Source organism: Kitasatospora sp. NPDC088783 (genome assembly GCF_044750705.1).
In the GTDB taxonomy this organism is placed as follows: Bacteria; Actinomycetota; Actinomycetes; order Streptomycetales; family Streptomycetaceae; genus Kitasatospora; species Kitasatospora fiedleri.
The window spans coordinates 521,949-538,532 of the sequence record NZ_JBIVKJ010000003.1 but is presented as its reverse complement, the minus strand read 5'-3'; the positions used below and the strand labels follow the sequence as shown (position 1 = coordinate 538,532).

Here is a 16,584-nt window from a genome sequence, read left to right as displayed (position 1 = left end):
CAGCGAGGCCCCGCCGTGAGGCGGGGCCTTTCGCGTTGTCCCGTTCGGGCCGCCCCGCGCGGGTCGCCCCCTCCGCGTTGCCCGGGGCCGGTTCCGGAGGTGCTCTGGCGGGGCGGGCGATTGTGCGCTGTGATGGTGCGTCTGTCGGGCCCGGAGGGGGAGGCGCGGGATGAGCGCACGGCTCGTGGTGGCGGACGACCACCGGCTGATGGCCGAGGCGCTGGGGTCGGCCCTGCAGCAGCGCGGGCACCGGGTGCTGGGGATCGGGGCGCCGTGCGGGGCGGTGCTGGAACTGGTGGCGGGGCGGCGGCCTGAGGTGTGCCTGCTGGGGACGGCGGGCGGGCCGGACGACCCGTTCGGGCCGCTGCGGCGGCTGCGCCGGGAGCGGCCGGAGATCGCGGTGGTGGTGCTCGGCCCGCTCGGCGCGCCGGGGCGGGTCGCGGCGGCGTTCGCGGCGGGGGCGGCCGGGTACGTCCGCAGCGACGAGCGGATCGAGGTGGTGGACCGGGCGATCGTCCGGGTGCGGGCCGGGGAGGCGGCGGTCGGGGTCGACGTGCTGCGGGCGGCGTTCGAGCACCTGCTGTGGCCGGCGGCCGAGCCGGACGACGAGGCGCTGCGGCTGCTGCGGCTGCTGACCCGGCGGGAGGTGCAGGTGCTGGCCCGGATCGCGGACGGCGAGGACACGGCGGCGATCGCCGCGGCGATGCGGATCGCCCCGTCCACCGCCCGCACGCACGTCCAGCGGGTGCTGACCAAACTGGGCGCGCGGTCCCGGCTGGAGGCGGCCGCGTTGGCGGCCCGGACCGGGCTGCTGGACCAACTGGCCTGATCTTCCCGTGAGTTCACCGTCCGGCCCGGCGCGGGGGCGGGAGGCCCGCCCGGCCGGCCCGGACGGGCGGTTCAGGCGGGTGCCCTATGCTCCGGTCGAGGAACACCCGAAATGTCGCGGAGGTCGGAGAGCATGGGCAAGTACCTGGTCACGGGCGGAGCCGGTTACGTGGGGAGCGTGGTGGCGGCGCACCTGCTGGAGGCGGGCCACCGGGTGACGGTGCTGGACGACCTGTCGACCGGGTTCGCGGAAGGGGTGCCGGACGGGGCGGAGTTCGTGCGGGGCCGGATCCAGGAGGCGGCCGGGGTGCTGGACTCCTCCTTCGACGGCGTGCTGCACTTCGCGGCCTCCTCCCAGGTCGGCGAGTCGGTGGCGGACCCGGAGAAGTACTGGCGCAACAACGTGGCCGGTTCGCTGGAGCTGGTGGCGGCGATGCGCAAGGCCGGGGTGGGCACGCTGGTGTTCTCCTCCACCGCGGCGGTGTACGGGGAGCCCGAGGAGGTGCCGATCAAGGAGAGCGCGCGGACGGCGCCCACCAACACCTACGGGGCCACCAAGCTGGCGGTGGACCACCTGATCACCTCCGAGGCGACCGCGCACGGCCTGGCCGCGGTGAGCCTGCGCTACTTCAACGTGGCCGGGGCGTACGGGCGTTACGGGGAGCGGCACGAGCCGGAGTCGCACCTGATCCCGCTGGTGTTCCAGGCGGCGCTGGGGCAGCGCCCGGACATCGCGGTGTTCGGCGAGGACTACCCGACCCCGGACGGCACCTGCATCCGGGACTACATCCACATCGCCGACCTGGCCGAGGCGCACCTGCTGGCGCTGGACGCCGCCAGGCCCGGCGAGCACCTGGTGTGCAACCTGGGCAACGGCACCGGCTTCTCGGTGCGCGAGGTGATCGAGTCCGTCCGGCGCGTCACCGGCCGGGAGATCCCGGTCCGGATCGCCGACCGCCGCCCGGGCGACCCGGCCGTCCTGGTCGCCGCCGCCGACCGCGCCCGCGAGGCGCTCGGCTGGACCCCGAAGCGCCCCGACCTCGACCGGATCGTCGCCGACGCCTGGGAGTTCACCCTCGCCCACCGCGCCTGACCAGCCCGCTCCCCGGCCCGGCTCCCGCCCCCGGAGACCCTGTGTACAGGAACTTCACCAAACCCCCACGCCGCGGCGGCGCACGCCCGTAGGCTGAGTGAGGCACCGGTGGGGGTCGGGCCACGAGCAGGGGGGCAAGGACGATGGGGCGTATGCGCGTCCTGGTGGTCGACGGCCACCGGATCTTCGCCGAGGCGCTCGCCACGGCACTGGCCGCCGAACCCGACGTGGACGTCGGGGCGGCGGGCAGCGCGGCGGCGGCCGAACGGGCGCTGGAGCGGGCGGTGGCCGAACACCGCCCGTACGACGTGGTGCTGGTCGACGTCGACCTGGGCGCCGTCCCGCTGCCGCCCCGCGCCCCGGCCGGACCGCCGTCGCCGCACCCGCAGGCCGCCCCGCCGCCCCGCGTGCAGGCCGCCGCGCCCGGGCCGCCCGCGTCCCGGCGCGCCCCGGCCGGGCCGCGACAGCCGCACCATCCGCAACAGCGGCCCGCCGCCGTCCAGTTGACGCCGCCGCAGCTCCCCGCCGTCCGGCCCGGCGAGGTCCGGCCGCTGACCGACGGGATCGCCCTGGTCGCCCGTGTCCGGCGGGCCCACCCGGAGGTGCGGGCCGTCCTGCTGGCCGCCGCGGACGACCCGCAGCGGGCCGCCCGGGCCCTCCAGGCCGGGGCCAACGGCTGGGTGGCGCGCGAGAGTTCGCTCAGCGCGCTGATGACCGTGGTGCGCGGCGTGCGCCGCGACGAGACGCACCTGCCGCCCGCGCTGCTCACCGGCGTGGTCCGCGAACTGACCTCGGCCCGCCGCGACCGCTCGGAGAGCGAGCGGCTGGTCGCCGCGCTCACCCCCCGCGAGGAGGAGGTGCTGCGCTGCATGGTCGCCGGGCTCGGCCGGCAGGCCGTCGCCGAGCGGCTGTTCCTCTCCCCGCACACCGTCCGCACCCACATGCAGAACGTCCTGGGCAAGCTGGGGGTGCACTCCACGCTCGCGGCGGTCGCGGTCGCCCGCCGGGCCGGGATCGCGCCCTCCGAACCGCCCGTCCCCGTCCCCCCGCCGACCGTCGCGGCCGCCACAGGCCCCGGCGCGGGCTGAACGAGCCCCCGCCTCCCCCGCACGTTCCACTCCGTGATTCAGGGAAACCGGAGGTCAGATGTTGCCGCACCGCACTGCCGCACGCCCGCACGGGGCCCGTACCCGCCCACCGGACGGCTCCACCGGCCTGCGCACCCTGGTGGTCGGGGCCGGTTCCGCCGGCACCGCCCTGGTCCGCGACCTGGGCCGGACCCCGGAGTTCGGCCTCGACCCGGTCGGCGTCCTGGACGACGACCCGGCCAAGGCCGGCCGGGACGTCTCCGGCAGCCCCGTCCTGGGCCCGCTCGCCGACCTCACCGACCTGGCGCTGCGCCACCGCGCCCAGGTCGTCGTCCTCGCCATCCCGGGCCTGCCGCACCAGCGGGTGCGGACCCTGGCCACCGCCGCGGCCGCCGCCGGCGCGGCCGTCCGCTACCTGCCGTCCTTCCTGGCCGCGCTGCGCCGCGAGGTGGTCGGCTCGGACATGCGCACCCTGGACGTCAACCGGCTGATCGGGCGGCACGAGGTGCACGTGGTCTCGCCGGACGTCCGCACCGTGATCGAGGGCCGCCGGGTCCTGGTGACCGGCGCCGGCGGCTCGATCGGCAGCGAACTGTGCCGCCAGGTCCAGGCGTTCGGGCCGGCCGCGCTCTACATGCTCGACCACGACGAGTCCAACCTGCACCGCCTCCAGCTCGACATCTGGGGCGAGGCGCTGCTCACCGACGACTCGCTGGTCATCGCCGACATCCGGGACCGCCCCCGGATCCAGCAGATCTTCCGCGACCTGCGCCCCGACGTGGTCTTCCACGCCGCCGCGCACAAGCACCTGCCGCTGCTGGAGCGCCACCCCAGCGAGGCCGTCAAGTCCAACGTCCTGGGCACCGACCACCTGGTCGAGGCCGCGCTGGCCACCGGCGTCGAGCGGTTCGTGCTGATCTCCACCGACAAGGCCGCCGACCCGACCTCGGTGCTGGGCGCGAGCAAGCGGCTGGCCGAACTCATCGTCCAGGCCAACGCCCGCGACGCCCGCAACCTCGGCACCGGCGTCTTCGCCGCCGTCCGCTTCGGCAACGTGCTCGGCTCGCGCGGCTCGCTGCTGTCCGTCCTGGAGGAACAGCTGCGCAGCGGCGGCCCGGTGACGGTCACCCACCCCGACGTCACCCGCTTCTTCATGACCATCGAGGAGGCCGTCGGCCTGGTCCTGGAGGCCGGGCGGATGGCCGAGGGCGGCGAGGTCTTCGTGCTCGACATGGGCGAGCCGGTCCGGATCGTCGACCTGGTCCACAACTTCGCCGAACAGGTCCAACTCGGCGCGGACGAGGTCGAGATCCGCTACACCGGCCTGCGGGCCGGCGAGAAGCTCAACGAGGCCCTGTTCTCCGCCGCCGAGGAACGCCTGCCCACCGCCCACCCCCGGATCTTCGCCACCGCCGCCGACCACGCCGCCGCCCCCGAGGACCTGGCCGGCGGCCTCACCGGCCTCTACGCGGCGGCCACCACCAACGACGACCCCGAAGTCCGCGACCGCCTGGCGGCCCTGCTCCCCGGCTACCAGACCGCCCCCGCCCGCACCCCGGCGCTCGCCACCCCGTACCCGGACGGCTTCTGAGCCCGTGACACCGGCCCCGCCGGGGCCGGGCTCAGCTGCTGCGGTCGAAGGGGGCGACCAGGTCGCGCAGCAGGGCGGCGAGTTCTGCCTGCTGGGCGGGGGCGAGCTGGGAGAGGATCTCGCGCTCGTGGGCGAGGAGGCCGGCCAGGGCCTGGTCGGCCTGGTCGCGGCCGGCCCCGGTGAGGCGGACCAGGACGCCGCGGCGGTCGTCCGGGTCGGGGAGGCGGACGACCAGGCCCTTGGCGGTGAGGCGGTCGATCCGGTTGGTCATGGTGCCGGAGGTGACCAGGGTCTGGGTGAGCAGCTGGCCGGGGGAGAGCTGGTAGGGGGAGCCGGCCCGGCGCAGGGCCGTGAGGACGTCGAACTCCCAGGGTTCGAGACCGTGCTCGGCGAAGGCGGTGCGGCGGGCGCGGTCCAGGTGGCGGGCGAGGCGGCTCACCCGACTGAGGACCTCAAGCGGTTCCACGTCGAGGTCGGGGCGCTCTCGGCGCCATGCTGCGACCAGGCGGTCGACCTCGTCCTCCATGACGATCAGTGTATCGGGGGGTGTGTCGATGTGAAGTCTCTTGACATCAAGAGATAACAAAGGAAGTCTCGGCGTGACAGGGATATCTTGACATCGAGATACTTTCCGGAGCCGCGTCATGCCCGCCCACTGGGACGCCGACCAGTACCTGCACTACGCCGACCTGCGCAACCGCCCGTTCGACGACCTGCTCGCCCGGGTCCCCGGCCTGCCGCCCCGCCCCACCGTGCTGGACCTCGGCTGCGGCCCCGGCAACTCCACCGCCGCCCTGCGCCGCCGCTGGCCCGACGCCCGGCTGCTCGGCCTCGACACCTCGCCCGAACTGCTGGCCCGGGCCCGCGGCGCCGACGGCGAGCCCACCGCCGAGTACCGCGAGCAGGACGTCACCGCCTACGACCCGGCCCCCGAACGGCCCGACCTGATCGCCTCCAACGCCGCCCTGCACTGGATGGACACCGACACCGCCGACCACCTCGCCCTGCTGCCCCGCTGGGCGGCCGCGCTGCGCCCCGGCGGGGTGATCGCCTTCCAGCTGCCCGGCAACTTCGCCGCCCCCAGCCACACCCTGCTCGCCGAGCTGCGCCGCAGCCCGCGCTGGCGCGACCGCCTGGGCACCGCCCGCCCCGACGCCTCCTGCCACGCCCCGGACCGCTACGCCCGGACGCTGCTGGCCGCGGGCTGCGCCGTGGACGTCTGGGAGAGCACCTACACGATGGTGCTCCAGGGCCCCGACCCGGTGCTGGAGTGGGTCAAGGGCTCCGCGCTGCGCCCGGTGCTGGACCGGCTGCCGGAGCCGGCCGAGCGGGCCGAGTTCCTGGCCGGGTACGGCGCGCTGCTGCGCGCGGCGTACCCGGCGACCGAGCACGGCACCCTGTTCCCGTTCCGCCGGGTCTTCGCGGTGGCCGTCAAGCGCTGAGGAGCCTCCGGACGGCCGCCGGGTCACTTCGCGCCGGGCAGCGCCGGGTGCCGGCCCAGCACCACCACGCCGACCACGACCGCGGCCAGCCCGGCGCTCTGCCAGGCCAGCGCCCCGGGGGTGAGCCGGAGCCGGTCGCCGAGGAAGCCGACCGCGCAGGCGATCCCGGCCAGCGGCTGGGCGGCGGTCAGCGCGGGCAGCGACATCCGCAGCGGGGCGGCCTCGAACGCGGACTGCACCAGCAGCAGCCCGACCACGCCCAGGCCGAGCACGGTGTACGGCGGCCAGGACACCAGCGCGGCCGCCGCCCCGTCCTGGTCGATCCGGTCGAAGGTGGCGCGGGTGAGCGCGTCCTGGAGGCCGTAGAGCAGCCCGGCGGCCAGCGCCAGCAGGGTGGCCTCCTCGAACAGCGGAAGCCGGCGGGCCACCGCGACCAGCAGCAGGGCCAGGCCGGAGACGATGCCGATCACCAGCCAGTGGCGCAGCGGCCCGGCCGCCGGGCCGCCGCCCCGGGGCTGCCCGGCGGCGATGAACGCGGTGACGCCGAGAGCGATCAGGGCGACGCCGGCCCAGCCGGAGCGGCCCAGCCGGGTGCCGGTGATCCGGCGGGCCAGCAGCATCGCCCAGACCAGGTTGGTGGCCAGCAGCGGTTCCACCAGGGTGACTTCGCCCTGGCTGAGGGCGAGCGCGGAGAGCACCTGGCCGCCGATCATGAAGGCGATGCCGAGCAGCCAGTCGGGCATCCGCACCAGGTCGAGCAGCAGCCGCCAGCGCAGCAGGTCCCCGCTGGGCGCGCGCTGGGCGGCGTGCTGCTGCAGGACGAATCCGGCGCCCAGCAGGCAGGCCGCGCCGAGGGCCAGCAGGAAGACCGCCACGGGACCGCCCCTGTCGTGCGTGTCGGCCCGGCGGCCCCGGTGGCGGGGCCGGGCCGGTCAGTTCTTGCGGTCGCCGACCAGCTTGGGGTGCCGCTCCAGGCCCTCCAGGCCGTGCCAGGCGAGGTTGACCAGGTGGGCGGCGACCTCCGCCTTGGCGGGCTTGCGCACTTCCAGCCACCACTGGCCGGTCAGCGCCACCATGCCGACCAGCATCTGCGAGTACATCGGCGCCAGCCTGGCGTCGAAGCCCCGGGACTTGAACTCCAGGCCGAGGATGTCCTCGACCTGGGTGGCGATGTCGCCGATCAGCGAGGCGAAGGAGCCGGTGGACTGGGCCACCGGCGAGTCCCGGACCAGGATCTTGAAACCGTCGGTGGAGGTGTCGATGTAGTCCATCAGCGCGAACGCGGCCTGTTCCAGCAGCTCGCGGGAGTGCCCGCCGGTCAGCGCGCCGGTGACCATGTCGAGCAGCAGCTGCATCTCGCGGTCGACCACCACCGCGTACAGGCCCTCCTTGCCGCCGAAGTGCTCGTACACGACGGGCTTGGAGACCCCGGCGCGCTCGGCGATCTCCTCGACCGAGGTGCCGTCGTAGCCGCGTTCGGCGAAGACCGTCCGGCCGATCTCCAGCAGCTGCTCGCGGCGCTGCTTGCCGGTCATCCGCACCCGGCCGGCGCTCTTGCCCCCGCCGCGGCGCGAGGGCTGCCGATGGCCGGCGCTGTCTCCGTTGGTCCCGTTCACCCCTCCATCATGCTGTAGGCGCTGACTCATGCGGCGCGGCGGGCGGCGATCCGCTCCGCGCCGGGCCAGCGGACGTCGTGCGCCCAGCCCGCCTGTTCGAACCAGCGGATGACCCGGGCCGAGGAGTCGACCTGGCCGCGGAGCACGCCGTGCCGGGCCGAGGTGGGGTCGGCGTGGTGCAGGTTGTGCCAGGACTCGCCGCAGGAGAGCACGGCCAGCCACCACACGTTGCCGGACCGGTCGCGGGACTTGAACGGGCGGGCGCCCACCGCGTGGCAGATCGAGTTGATCGACCAGGTGACGTGGTGCAGCAGCGCGACCCGGACCAGCGAGCCCCAGAAGAAGGCGGTCAGCGCGCCCTGCCAGCTCCAGGTGGCCAGGCCGCCGACCAGCGCGGGCAGGCCGAGCGAGAGCAGCGTCCACAGCCAGAACAGCCGGGAGATGCGCCTTATGGCCGGGTCGCGGACCAGGTCGGGCGCGTAGGTGAGCTGCGAGGTCTGCTCCTCGTCGAACATCCAGCCCATGTGCGCCCACCACAGGCCCTTGAGCAGCGCGGGCACGCTCTCGCCGTAGCGCCACGGCGAGTGCGGGTCGCCGTCCTTGTCGGAGTAGCGGTGGTGCTTGCGGTGGTCGGCGACCCAGCGCACCAGCGGGCCCTCGACGGCCAGCGAGCCGAGCACGGCCAGGCCGAGCCGCAGCGGGCGGTTGGCCTTGAAGGCGCCGTGGGTGAAGTAGCGGTGGTAGCCGACGGTGATGCCGTGGCAGGTCAGGAAGTACATGGCGACGGCGATCCCGGCGTCCAGCCAGGACAGCCCCCAGCCCCAGGCCGCCGGGACGGCGGCCAGCAGGGCCAGGAAGGGCACCGCGATGAACAGGATCAGGGTGGCGCGCTCCAGCGCGCCCTGCTTCTCGCCGCCTCTGGTGGCGGACAACGCGGTGGCGGTTCGCTGTGCGTCCTCGGCGGCGCTCGGCGGCGCCTGCCCGGCCTGGATGGTCATGGCGCTTCCCTGGGGGAGAGGGGACCGGCGGAGTACCTACGTGACCGTAACTTACGGCATCGTAGGTACCGGGCCCGGGAAAACGGAAGGGCCCCGCGCGCACGTGTCGCACCGTTCGCCCGCCGGATCCCGGCCCGTCGGTAGCGCGTCGGTAGCGCGTCGGCGGTCCGCCGACGGCCCGTCCACGGGGCGCGACCTGCGCGGTCGGGGGGCGCGGGCCGGGGCGCCTTCGGGGAAGGTGGTGGAGCTACGGGCCGTCAACCCGTAGGCTGTGCTGGGCGCGCGTCGCGCCCGTTCCGCCGTGGTGTAATGGCAGCACAGGGCCCTTTGGAGGCCTTTGTCTGGGTTCGAATCCTAGCGGCGGAGCCTCTTCCCGACCGGGTGCCGTCCCGGTCCGACCGTTTCGGACGGTTTGTCTTCCTTTTCTCTCGGTATTGTTCGGTGCGCCCTCAATCCGCATCGACCGAGGAGTCTCCCCGCGTGAGTGCCAACCAGCCCGCCGCCGTCATCGTGCTCGCCGCCGGGGGCGGTACCCGAATGAAGTCCAGGGCGCTGCCGAAGGTGCTGCACGAGATCTGCGGGCGCTCCCTGGTGGGCCACGCGGTCAGCGCCGCACAGGAGTTGACGCCCGGTCAGCTGGTCGTGGTGATCGGCCACCTGCGCGAGCTGGTCCAGGCCCACCTGGCCGAGCACCACCCGGCCGCCCGCCCGGTCGTCCAGACCGAGCAGAACGGCACCGGCCACGCGGTGCGCACCGCGCTGGAGGCGCTCGCCGCCGACGGCGTGCAGCTGGACGGCACCGTGCTGGTCACCACCGGCGACGCCCCGCTGCTGACCGGCACCACCCTGGCGGCGCTGGCCGCCGCCCACGCCGAGCAGGGCAACGGCGTCACCGTGCTGACCGCCCGCGTCCCCGACGCCACCGGCTACGGCCGGATCCTGCGCGGCCCGGACGGCGCGGTCGCCGCGATCGTCGAGCACAAGGACGCCACCGCCGAGCAGCTGGCCGTCGACGAGATCAACTCCGGGGTGTTCGCCTTCGACGCCAAGCTGCTGGCGCTCGCCCTGTCGCTGGTCGGCACCGACAACGCGCAGGGCGAGGAGTACCTGACCGACACCCTGGAGATCCTCCGCCGGGAGGGCCACCGGGTGGGCGCGGTGGTCGCCGCCGACCACCGGGAGATCGTCGGCATCAACGACCGGGTGCAGCTCGCCGCGGCCCGCCGGCTGCTCAACGACCGCCTGCTGGAGAACGCCATGCGGGCCGGCGTCACCGTGGTCGACCCGGCCTCCACCTGGTTCGACGTCCAGGTCACCTACGAGCCGGACGCGCTGGTGCACCCGAACACCCAGCTGCACGGCGCCAGCCACCTGGGCGAGGGCTGCGAGGTCGGCCCGAACACCACGCTGACCGACACCGCGGTCGGCGCGGGCGCCCGTGTGAGCAACACCACGGCCGACCGGGCCGAGATCGGCCCGGAGGCCGCGGTGGGCCCGTACGCGTACCTGCGGCCGGGCACCAGGCTGGCCCGGGGGGCGAAGGCCGGCACCTACGTCGAGATCAAGAACTCGGAGCTCGGCGAGGGGGCGAAGGTCCCGCACCTGTCGTACATCGGGGACGCGACGATCGGCGAGGGCACCAACGTCGGTGCGGCGTCCGTCACAGTCAACTACGACGGCGTGAACAAGCACCGGACGGTGATCGGGGCCCACTGCCGCACGGGTTCCGACAACATGTTCATCGCTCCGGTGACGGTCGGTGACGGCGCCTACACGGCCGCCGGGTCGGTGATCACCAACGACGTCCCGGCCGGTTCGCTGGGCGTCGCGCGGGCCCAGCAGCGCAACATCGCGGGCTGGGTTGAGCGGAAGCGGCCCGGTTCGGCCTCGGCCCGCGCGGCGGCGGAGGCCGGTGGGGCGGAGTAGTCGGGCGTGACGGCCGGGGATCTTGAGGAGTGGTCCCCGGCCGCCGGAGCTTCCGCGGGGCGCGTAACCTGATGTACATACGTGCGCCATCGGGCCAGTCCGGCCGTGCCTCGGCGTACTCACCCAGAGTGGCAATACACGAGGAGACGGTGCAGTGAGCGGGATCACGACCTCCGGTGAGAAGAAGCTGAAACTCTTTTCCGGCCGTGCCCACCACGAACTTGCCGAGGAGGTCGCCCGCGAACTGGGCACCGAACTCGTCCCGACCAAGGCCCTGGACTTCGCCAACGGCGAGATCTACGTCCGCTTCCTGGAGTCCGCCCGCGGTGCGGACTGCTTCGTGATCCAGAGCCACACGGCTCCGATCAACCAGTGGATCATGGAGCAGCTGATCATGATCGACGCGCTCAAGCGCGCGTCGGCCCGCAGCATCACCGCCATCCTCCCCTTCTACGGCTACGCCCGGCAGGACAAGAAGCACCTCGGCCGCGAGCCCATCTCGGCCCGCCTGGTCGCCGACCTGCTGCGCCAGGCCGGCGCCGACCGGCTGATGGCCGTGGACCTGCACACCGCGCAGATCCAGGGCTTCTTCGACGGCCCGGTGGACCACCTGTTCGCGCTGCCGATGCTCGCCGACTACGTGGGCGACCGCGTCCCGGACCGCTCCAAGCTGACCGTCGTCTCCCCGGACGCCGGCCGGGTGAAGGTCGCCGACCAGTGGTGCGACCGCCTCGGCGCCCCGCTGGCGATCATCCACAAGCGCCGCGACATGTCGCAGGCCAACACCATCCTGTCCGCCGAGGTGGTCGGCGACGTCAGGGACCGGGTCTGCGTCCTGGTCGACGACATGATCGACACCGCCGGCACCATCTGCGCCGCCGCCGACGCGCTGTTCGACGCCGGCGCCGCCGACGTCCTGGTGGCCGCCACCCACGGCGTGCTCTCCGGCCCGGCCGCGGACCGGCTGAAGAACTCCCGGGTCAGCGAGTTCGTGTTCACCAACACCCTGCCGACCCCCGCCCAGCTCCAGCTGGACAAGATCACCACGCTGTCGATCGCCCCGTCGATCGCCGCCGCGGTGCGCGAGGTGTTCGAGGACGGCTCGGTCACCAGCCTCTTCGAGGGCGTGCACTGACCCTCCGTCAGCCACCCGCCAGCCCCCTGGTCGGCCCCCGGTCCCGCACGGGAACCGGGGGCCGATTTCACGTCCGTGCCACCCCCCGGTTAGTCTTGGGAGACTGCTCGGCGAGGGATGCCCATTCGGTGCTCCGTGATCGACGCGCGAGAACGATGCGCCTTGATCGAACCGCCGAGCGTCCCCCCAAACGTACTTGAGGGTGTGGCCCGGCGGTTCTGTCGTTCCTGCACCCCTTCGCTTCACGAGGAGTGCAGCCGTGTCCGAGATCCGCCTTGCCGCCGAAGCCCGCACCGAGTTCGGCAAGGGTGCCGCCCGCCGCGCCCGCCGCGCCGGCTTCGTCCCCGGTGTCGTGTACGGCCACGGCCACACCCCGGTGCACCTGAACCTGCCCGGCCACGACCTGATGATGGCCCTCAAGACCCCGAACGCCCTGCTGGTCGTCCCGATCGAGGGCAAGGACGAGTTCGTGCTGCCGAAGGCCGTCCAGCGCGAGGCCATCAAGCGCACCATCGAGCACGTCGACCTGCTGCTGGTCAAGCGCGGCGAGAAGGTCACCGTCGAGATCCCGGTCCACACCGAGGGCGAGCTGGCCCCCGGCGGCAACCTGATCGAGAACGTGCTGAACGCCCTCCCGATCGAGGCCGAGGCCACCCACCTGCCCGAGTCGGTCACCGTCTCGATCGAGGGCCTGGAGGCCGGCGCCGCCATCACCGCCGGCGACATCACCCTGCCCTCCGGCGTGACCCTGGCCGTCGAGGCCGACACCGTCGTGCTGCAGGTCATCGGCGCCCAGGCCCCCGAGGCCACCGAGGAGGAGGAGGCCGAGACCGAGGCCGCCGCCGCCGACGAGGCCGTCGAGGCCTGATCACCGCGCCCTCGCTGCCCCGGCCGTCCCGCCCCGCGCGCGGACGGCCGGGGCAGCGGCGTGTCCGGGATGATGTGACGGTACGGAGAACACCCGCGTGAGGAGCGGCATGAGCGAGTACGACGGCCCCTGGCTGGTGGTGGGCCTCGGCAACCCGGGCAAGGAGTACGCCCGCAACCGGCACAACATCGGCTTCATGGTGGTCGAGCTGCTGGCCCGGCGGATGGGCGCGAAGTTCAAGGCCCACAAGAGCCGGGCCCAGGTCGCCGAGGGGCGGCTGTCCGGCAAGCGGGTCGTGCTGGCCGAGCCGATGAGCTTCATGAACCTCTCGGGCGGGCCGGTCACCGCGCTGCGCGACTTCTACAAGGTCCCGACCCCGGCGATCGTCGCCGTCCACGACGAGCTCGACCTCGACTACGCGGCGCTGCGGCTGAAGACCGGCGGCGGGGACAACGGCCACAACGGCCTCAAGTCGCTCACCAAGTCGCTCGGCCCCGACTACCACCGGGTCCGCTGCGGGATCGGCCGCCCGCCCGGCCGGATGGAGGTGGCCGACTTCGTGCTCAAGGACTTCTCGGCCACCGAGCGCAAGGACCTCGACTGGTTCGTCGACCGGGCCGCCGACGCCGTCGAGGCGCTGCTCGCCGACGGTCTGGAGCGGGCCCAGCAGAACTACAACTCCTGACCCCCGCCGCCGGGTTGGCACTCAGTGCAGGCGCGGACCGGGATTCGACCACCCTCCGTACACAACGTTCATGCAACGCTTCCCCGTTGGAAGCTGACCTGGGGTCAGAAACGCTCGGGGATCGGATACCGTCGAAACCGGTGCCGCAAGGATTGAAGTGCCGTCTATGGGGGTATGGACCGTGATCCGGTCAGAGCGCGTGGGCAAGGTCGTCGGAGGCACCGTCCTGTGCCTGGCCGCCGGGGGGTGGGTCGCCGGGCCCGCCGCGGCCGCCGAACCCACCTCCGTCCCGGAGCCCGCCGCGGCCCGGATCGCCCCGCCCACCGGCTCGGTCGGCTCGGCCGGCGGGTACGCGGTCGGCGGCGGCCTGGTGGTGGTGGCCGGCGGCGCGGCGGCCTGGCTGCGCAAGCGCAGGCGGGCCTGAACGAAGGACGCGCGAACGGCGGCGGCCCGCCCCCTCGGTGGACGAGGGGGCGGGCCGCCGCGGTGCGCGGTGCGCGGATCAGCCGGTGTTGCGCAGGCCCGCCGCGATGCCGTTCACGGTGAGCAGCAGCGCGCGGGCGCGCAGCGGGTCCTCCGGGCGGCCGGCCGCGACCTCCTCGCGCTGCCGGCGCAGCAGCGCGACCTGGAGGTAGGAGATCGGGTCGAGGTAGGCGTCGCGCACGGTGAAGGTCTGCTTGAGGACCTCGTTGTGCTCCAGCAGCTCCGACTCGCCGGTCAGCCGCAGCACCTCGCGCAGGGTGAGGTCGTGCTCGGCGACGATCTGGTCGAAGACGTGGTGCAGCTCGGCCGGGACCAGCTGCTCGACGTAGTGGCGGGCGATCCGCAGGTCCGTCTTGGCCAGCGTCATGGCGACGTTGGACAGGAAGTTCCGGAAGAAGTGCCAGTTGCCGTGCATCTCGTCCAGCACGTCCGTCAGCCCGGCCTCGCGGGCCGCCGCCAGGCCGGAGCCCACGCCGTACCAGCCGGGGACGATCTGCCGGGACTGCGTCCAGCCGAACACCCACGGGATGGCCCGCAGGCCGTCCAGGCCCGCGCCGCTGTCGGGGCGGCGGGACGGGCGGGAGCCCAGGTGCAGCGAGGCCAGCTGGTCGACCGGCGTCGCCGCGAAGAAGTACTTCGGCAGGTCCTCCTGCTCGACCAGCGCCCGGTACGCGGTGTGCGCGGCGGCCGAGACCTGGTCCATCGCGGCGTCCCAGCGGGCCAGCTCCTCCGGGGCCTGCCGGGGCGCGGTGTGCAGCGCGGACGCGGCCAGCGTGGCGGAGAGGGTCAGCTCCAGGTTCTCCCGGGCCAGCGAGGGCAGCAGGTACTTGTCGGAGATCACCTCGCCCTGCTCGGTGACCTTGATCTCGCCCTCCAGGGTGCCCCACGGCTGGGCCAGGATCGCCTCGTGCGAGGGGCCGCCGCCGCGGCCGACGGTGCCGCCGCGGCCGTGGAACAGCCGCAGCCGGATGCCGTAGCGGTGCGCGACGTCGCGCAGCCGGCGCTGGGCCCGGTGGATCTCCCACTGCGAGGTGGTGATGCCGCCGAACTTCGAGGAGTCCGAGTAGCCGAGCATGACCTCCTGGATGTCGCCGCGCAGCGACACCAGCAGCCGGTACGACGGGTCGGAGAGCATCTCGTCCAGGATGCGGTCGGCCTCCTGGAGCTCGTCGGTGGTCTCCAGCAGCGGCACGATGCCGATCTTGGCGATGCCCGCGTGCAGGTCGATCAGGCCGGCCTCGCGGGCCAGCACCGCCGCCGCGAACACGTCGTCCGCGCCCTGGCACATCGAGATGATGTACGACTCGACGATCTCGTCGCCGAACCGCTCGAAGCCCTCCCGGATGGTGGTGAACACGCCCAGCGTCTTGGCGCCCGCGGCGTCCAGCGGGGCCGGGGTCGGGGCCAGCGGGCGGCGCGAGCGCATCTCCTTGGAGAGCAGGCGCTGGCGGTACTCGCGCGGCATGTCGGTGTAGCGCCACGCCTCCTCGCCGAGCCGGTCGAACAGCTGACCCAGCGCGTGGTGGTGCGCCTCGGCGTGCTCGCGCACGTCCATGGTGGCCAGCTGGAGGCCGAACGCCTCGATGGTGCGGATCGCCCGGGCCAGGCGGCCGTCGGCGATCAGGCCGCCGCGGTGGGCGCGCAGCGAGTCCTGGATCAGGCGCAGGTCGGCCAGCAGGTCGCGGGTGCCGACGTAGTCCCGGCCCGGGGTGGGCGCGGTGCCCGCGGCGAGGCGGTCGCGGGTGTTCTCCAGCTTGATCCGGATGCAGGTGGCCTTGAGCCGGTACGGCTCCTCGGCGTTCATCCGCTTGTAGCGCGGGCTCAGCTCCGGCAGGTGCGCCAGGTCGGCGTCCAGCGAGGCCAGCAGCTCCTCGGAGGCCCCGGCCAGCCGGACCGAGGTGGAGAGCGAGGCGCGCAGGTCGTCGATGGCCGCCAGGGCGTCCTTGATGCCGTACTCGTGCTGGAGGTTGAGCACGTCCCAGGTGACCCGCGGGGTGACGTTCGGGTTGCCGTCGCGGTCGCCGCCGATCCAGGTGCCGAAGGTCAGCGGGCGCACGCCCTCGGGCAGCGTCAGGCCGACCCGGGCGAGCTCCTCGTGCAGCTCCTCCAGCACCTCCGGGACGGCGTCGCGGTACAGCTCGTCCAGGTAGTAGACGGCGTTGCGGGCCTCGTCGGTGGGCTCCGGGCGGGCGATCCGCAGCTCGTCGGTCTGCCAGAGCAGGTCGATCACCTCGGCCAGGCGGCGGTCGGCCTGGCGGCGGGCCGAGGTCTGCCGGGCGCTGTCGATCCGGCCGGTGGCGTCCTGCTCGCGGTGGATGCGCTCCAGCAGCTCGCCGACCCGGCGCAGCTTGTTCAGCACCGAGCGGCGGGCCGCCTCGGTCGGGTGCGCGGTGAACACCGGGCGCACCGCGAGGTTGGCCAGGGTGTCCGCCAGGTGCTTCGGGTCCGCCTCCTTCAGCTGGTCGGCGGTCTGCGACAGCAGCGAGCCCTCGCGGGCCCGGCGCGAGGCGAACTCCCGGCCGCGGTGCACCTGTTCCGTGACGTTCGCCAGGTGGAAGTAGGTCGAGAAGGCGCGCACCAGCTTCGCGGCGGTGTCCAGGTCGATCTCCGCCAGCAGCTGCGCGGTCGCCTCGCCGTCGGTGCGGCTCAGCAGGCGCACCTGCTCGACCAGGCCCAGGAGTTCGGGGCCCTCCTGGCGCACCAGTGTCTCGCCGAGCAGGTCGCCGAGGCGGCGGATGTCCGCCCGCAGCGCGGCGTTGTCCGCGTCGGCGATCGCGGACGGGCTGTCCGCCTGAGTGGGGACCGGAGCGGTCACGGCTGTCTCCCTGTGG

General features: G+C 73.9%; 15 protein-coding genes and 1 tRNA gene. 11 read left to right on the top strand and 5 right to left on the bottom strand.

Annotated features, from left to right (window positions below):
* Positions 1-169 precede the first annotated feature (169 nt).
* The 4 genes from ACIP60_RS10915 (at position 170) to ACIP60_RS10900 (ending at position 4,600) form a co-directional block, all read left to right on the top strand.
* Positions 170-829 (top strand): LuxR C-terminal-related transcriptional regulator, encoded by a 660-nt coding sequence (locus tag ACIP60_RS10915; RefSeq protein ID WP_400682253.1) that lies wholly within the window; start codon positions 170-172, stop codon positions 827-829.
* A gap of 111 nt (positions 830-940) precedes the next feature.
* A complete protein-coding gene (gene galE, locus ACIP60_RS10910; RefSeq protein ID WP_400682251.1) occupies positions 941-1,921 on the top strand; it encodes a UDP-glucose 4-epimerase GalE in 981 nt (326 codons plus the stop codon).
* Between the two features lie 143 nt (positions 1,922-2,064).
* On the top strand, positions 2,065-3,009 hold the full coding sequence (locus tag ACIP60_RS10905; RefSeq protein WP_400682250.1) for a LuxR C-terminal-related transcriptional regulator: 945 nt from the start codon (positions 2,065-2,067) through the stop codon (positions 3,007-3,009).
* Between the two features lie 58 nt (positions 3,010-3,067).
* On the top strand, positions 3,068-4,600 hold the full coding sequence (locus ACIP60_RS10900; RefSeq protein WP_400682248.1) for a polysaccharide biosynthesis protein: 1,533 nt from the start codon (positions 3,068-3,070) through the stop codon (positions 4,598-4,600).
* Positions 4,601-4,631: 31 nt separating this feature from the next.
* Here ACIP60_RS10900 and ACIP60_RS10895 read toward each other — a convergent pair whose 3' ends face one another.
* Positions 4,632-5,126 (bottom strand): MarR family winged helix-turn-helix transcriptional regulator, encoded by a 495-nt coding sequence (locus ACIP60_RS10895; RefSeq protein ID WP_400682247.1) that lies wholly within the window; start codon positions 5,124-5,126, stop codon positions 4,632-4,634.
* 118 nt (positions 5,127-5,244) lie between these two features.
* Between ACIP60_RS10895 and ACIP60_RS10890 the strand changes: the two genes are divergently transcribed.
* Positions 5,245-6,042 carry a methyltransferase domain-containing protein gene (locus tag ACIP60_RS10890; RefSeq protein ID WP_400682246.1) on the top strand — a complete coding sequence of 266 codons (798 nt, stop codon included), beginning with the start codon at positions 5,245-5,247 and terminating at the stop codon, positions 6,040-6,042.
* A gap of 23 nt (positions 6,043-6,065) precedes the next feature.
* On the opposite strand, the gene ACIP60_RS10885 is transcribed toward ACIP60_RS10890, so the two are convergent.
* The 3 genes from ACIP60_RS10885 to ACIP60_RS10875 are packed head-to-tail and all read right to left on the bottom strand — an operon-like array spanning position 6,066 to position 8,656.
* Positions 6,066-6,917, bottom strand: a complete 852-nt coding sequence (locus tag ACIP60_RS10885) for a DMT family transporter (RefSeq protein WP_400682244.1) — start codon at positions 6,915-6,917, stop codon at positions 6,066-6,068.
* Between the two features lie 57 nt (positions 6,918-6,974).
* Positions 6,975-7,658 carry a TetR/AcrR family transcriptional regulator gene (locus ACIP60_RS10880; protein ID WP_100836621.1) on the bottom strand — a complete coding sequence of 228 codons (684 nt, stop codon included), beginning with the start codon at positions 7,656-7,658 and terminating at the stop codon, positions 6,975-6,977.
* A 26-nt stretch (positions 7,659-7,684) separates the two neighbouring features.
* Positions 7,685-8,656, bottom strand: coding sequence for an acyl-CoA desaturase (locus ACIP60_RS10875; protein WP_400682243.1), 972 nt, complete (start codon positions 8,654-8,656; stop codon positions 7,685-7,687).
* A 295-nt stretch (positions 8,657-8,951) separates the two neighbouring features.
* On the opposite strand from ACIP60_RS10875, the gene ACIP60_RS10870 reads away from it, so the two are divergent.
* The 6 genes from ACIP60_RS10870 (at position 8,952) to ACIP60_RS10845 (ending at position 13,694) form a co-directional block, all read left to right on the top strand.
* Positions 8,952-9,022, top strand: a tRNA-Gln gene (locus ACIP60_RS10870).
* A 114-nt stretch (positions 9,023-9,136) separates the two neighbouring features.
* Positions 9,137-10,582 (top strand): bifunctional UDP-N-acetylglucosamine diphosphorylase/glucosamine-1-phosphate N-acetyltransferase GlmU, encoded by a 1,446-nt coding sequence (glmU, locus tag ACIP60_RS10865; protein WP_100836619.1) that lies wholly within the window; start codon positions 9,137-9,139, stop codon positions 10,580-10,582.
* A 154-nt stretch (positions 10,583-10,736) separates the two neighbouring features.
* Positions 10,737-11,717 (top strand): ribose-phosphate diphosphokinase, encoded by a 981-nt coding sequence (locus ACIP60_RS10860; RefSeq protein WP_111555635.1) that lies wholly within the window; start codon positions 10,737-10,739, stop codon positions 11,715-11,717.
* A gap of 259 nt (positions 11,718-11,976) precedes the next feature.
* Positions 11,977-12,585, top strand: a complete 609-nt coding sequence (locus tag ACIP60_RS10855) for a 50S ribosomal protein L25/general stress protein Ctc (RefSeq protein WP_400682241.1) — start codon at positions 11,977-11,979, stop codon at positions 12,583-12,585.
* Between the two features lie 109 nt (positions 12,586-12,694).
* Positions 12,695-13,270 (top strand): aminoacyl-tRNA hydrolase, encoded by a 576-nt coding sequence (pth, locus tag ACIP60_RS10850; protein ID WP_400682239.1) that lies wholly within the window; start codon positions 12,695-12,697, stop codon positions 13,268-13,270.
* A 199-nt stretch (positions 13,271-13,469) separates the two neighbouring features.
* Positions 13,470-13,694, top strand: coding sequence for a hypothetical protein (locus tag ACIP60_RS10845; protein ID WP_282202377.1), 225 nt, complete (start codon positions 13,470-13,472; stop codon positions 13,692-13,694).
* Positions 13,695-13,772: 78 nt separating this feature from the next.
* On the opposite strand, the gene ppc is transcribed toward ACIP60_RS10845, so the two are convergent.
* Positions 13,773-16,568, bottom strand: coding sequence for a phosphoenolpyruvate carboxylase (gene ppc, locus ACIP60_RS10840; protein WP_400682237.1), 2,796 nt, complete (start codon positions 16,566-16,568; stop codon positions 13,773-13,775).
* Positions 16,569-16,584: the final 16 nt, after the last annotated feature.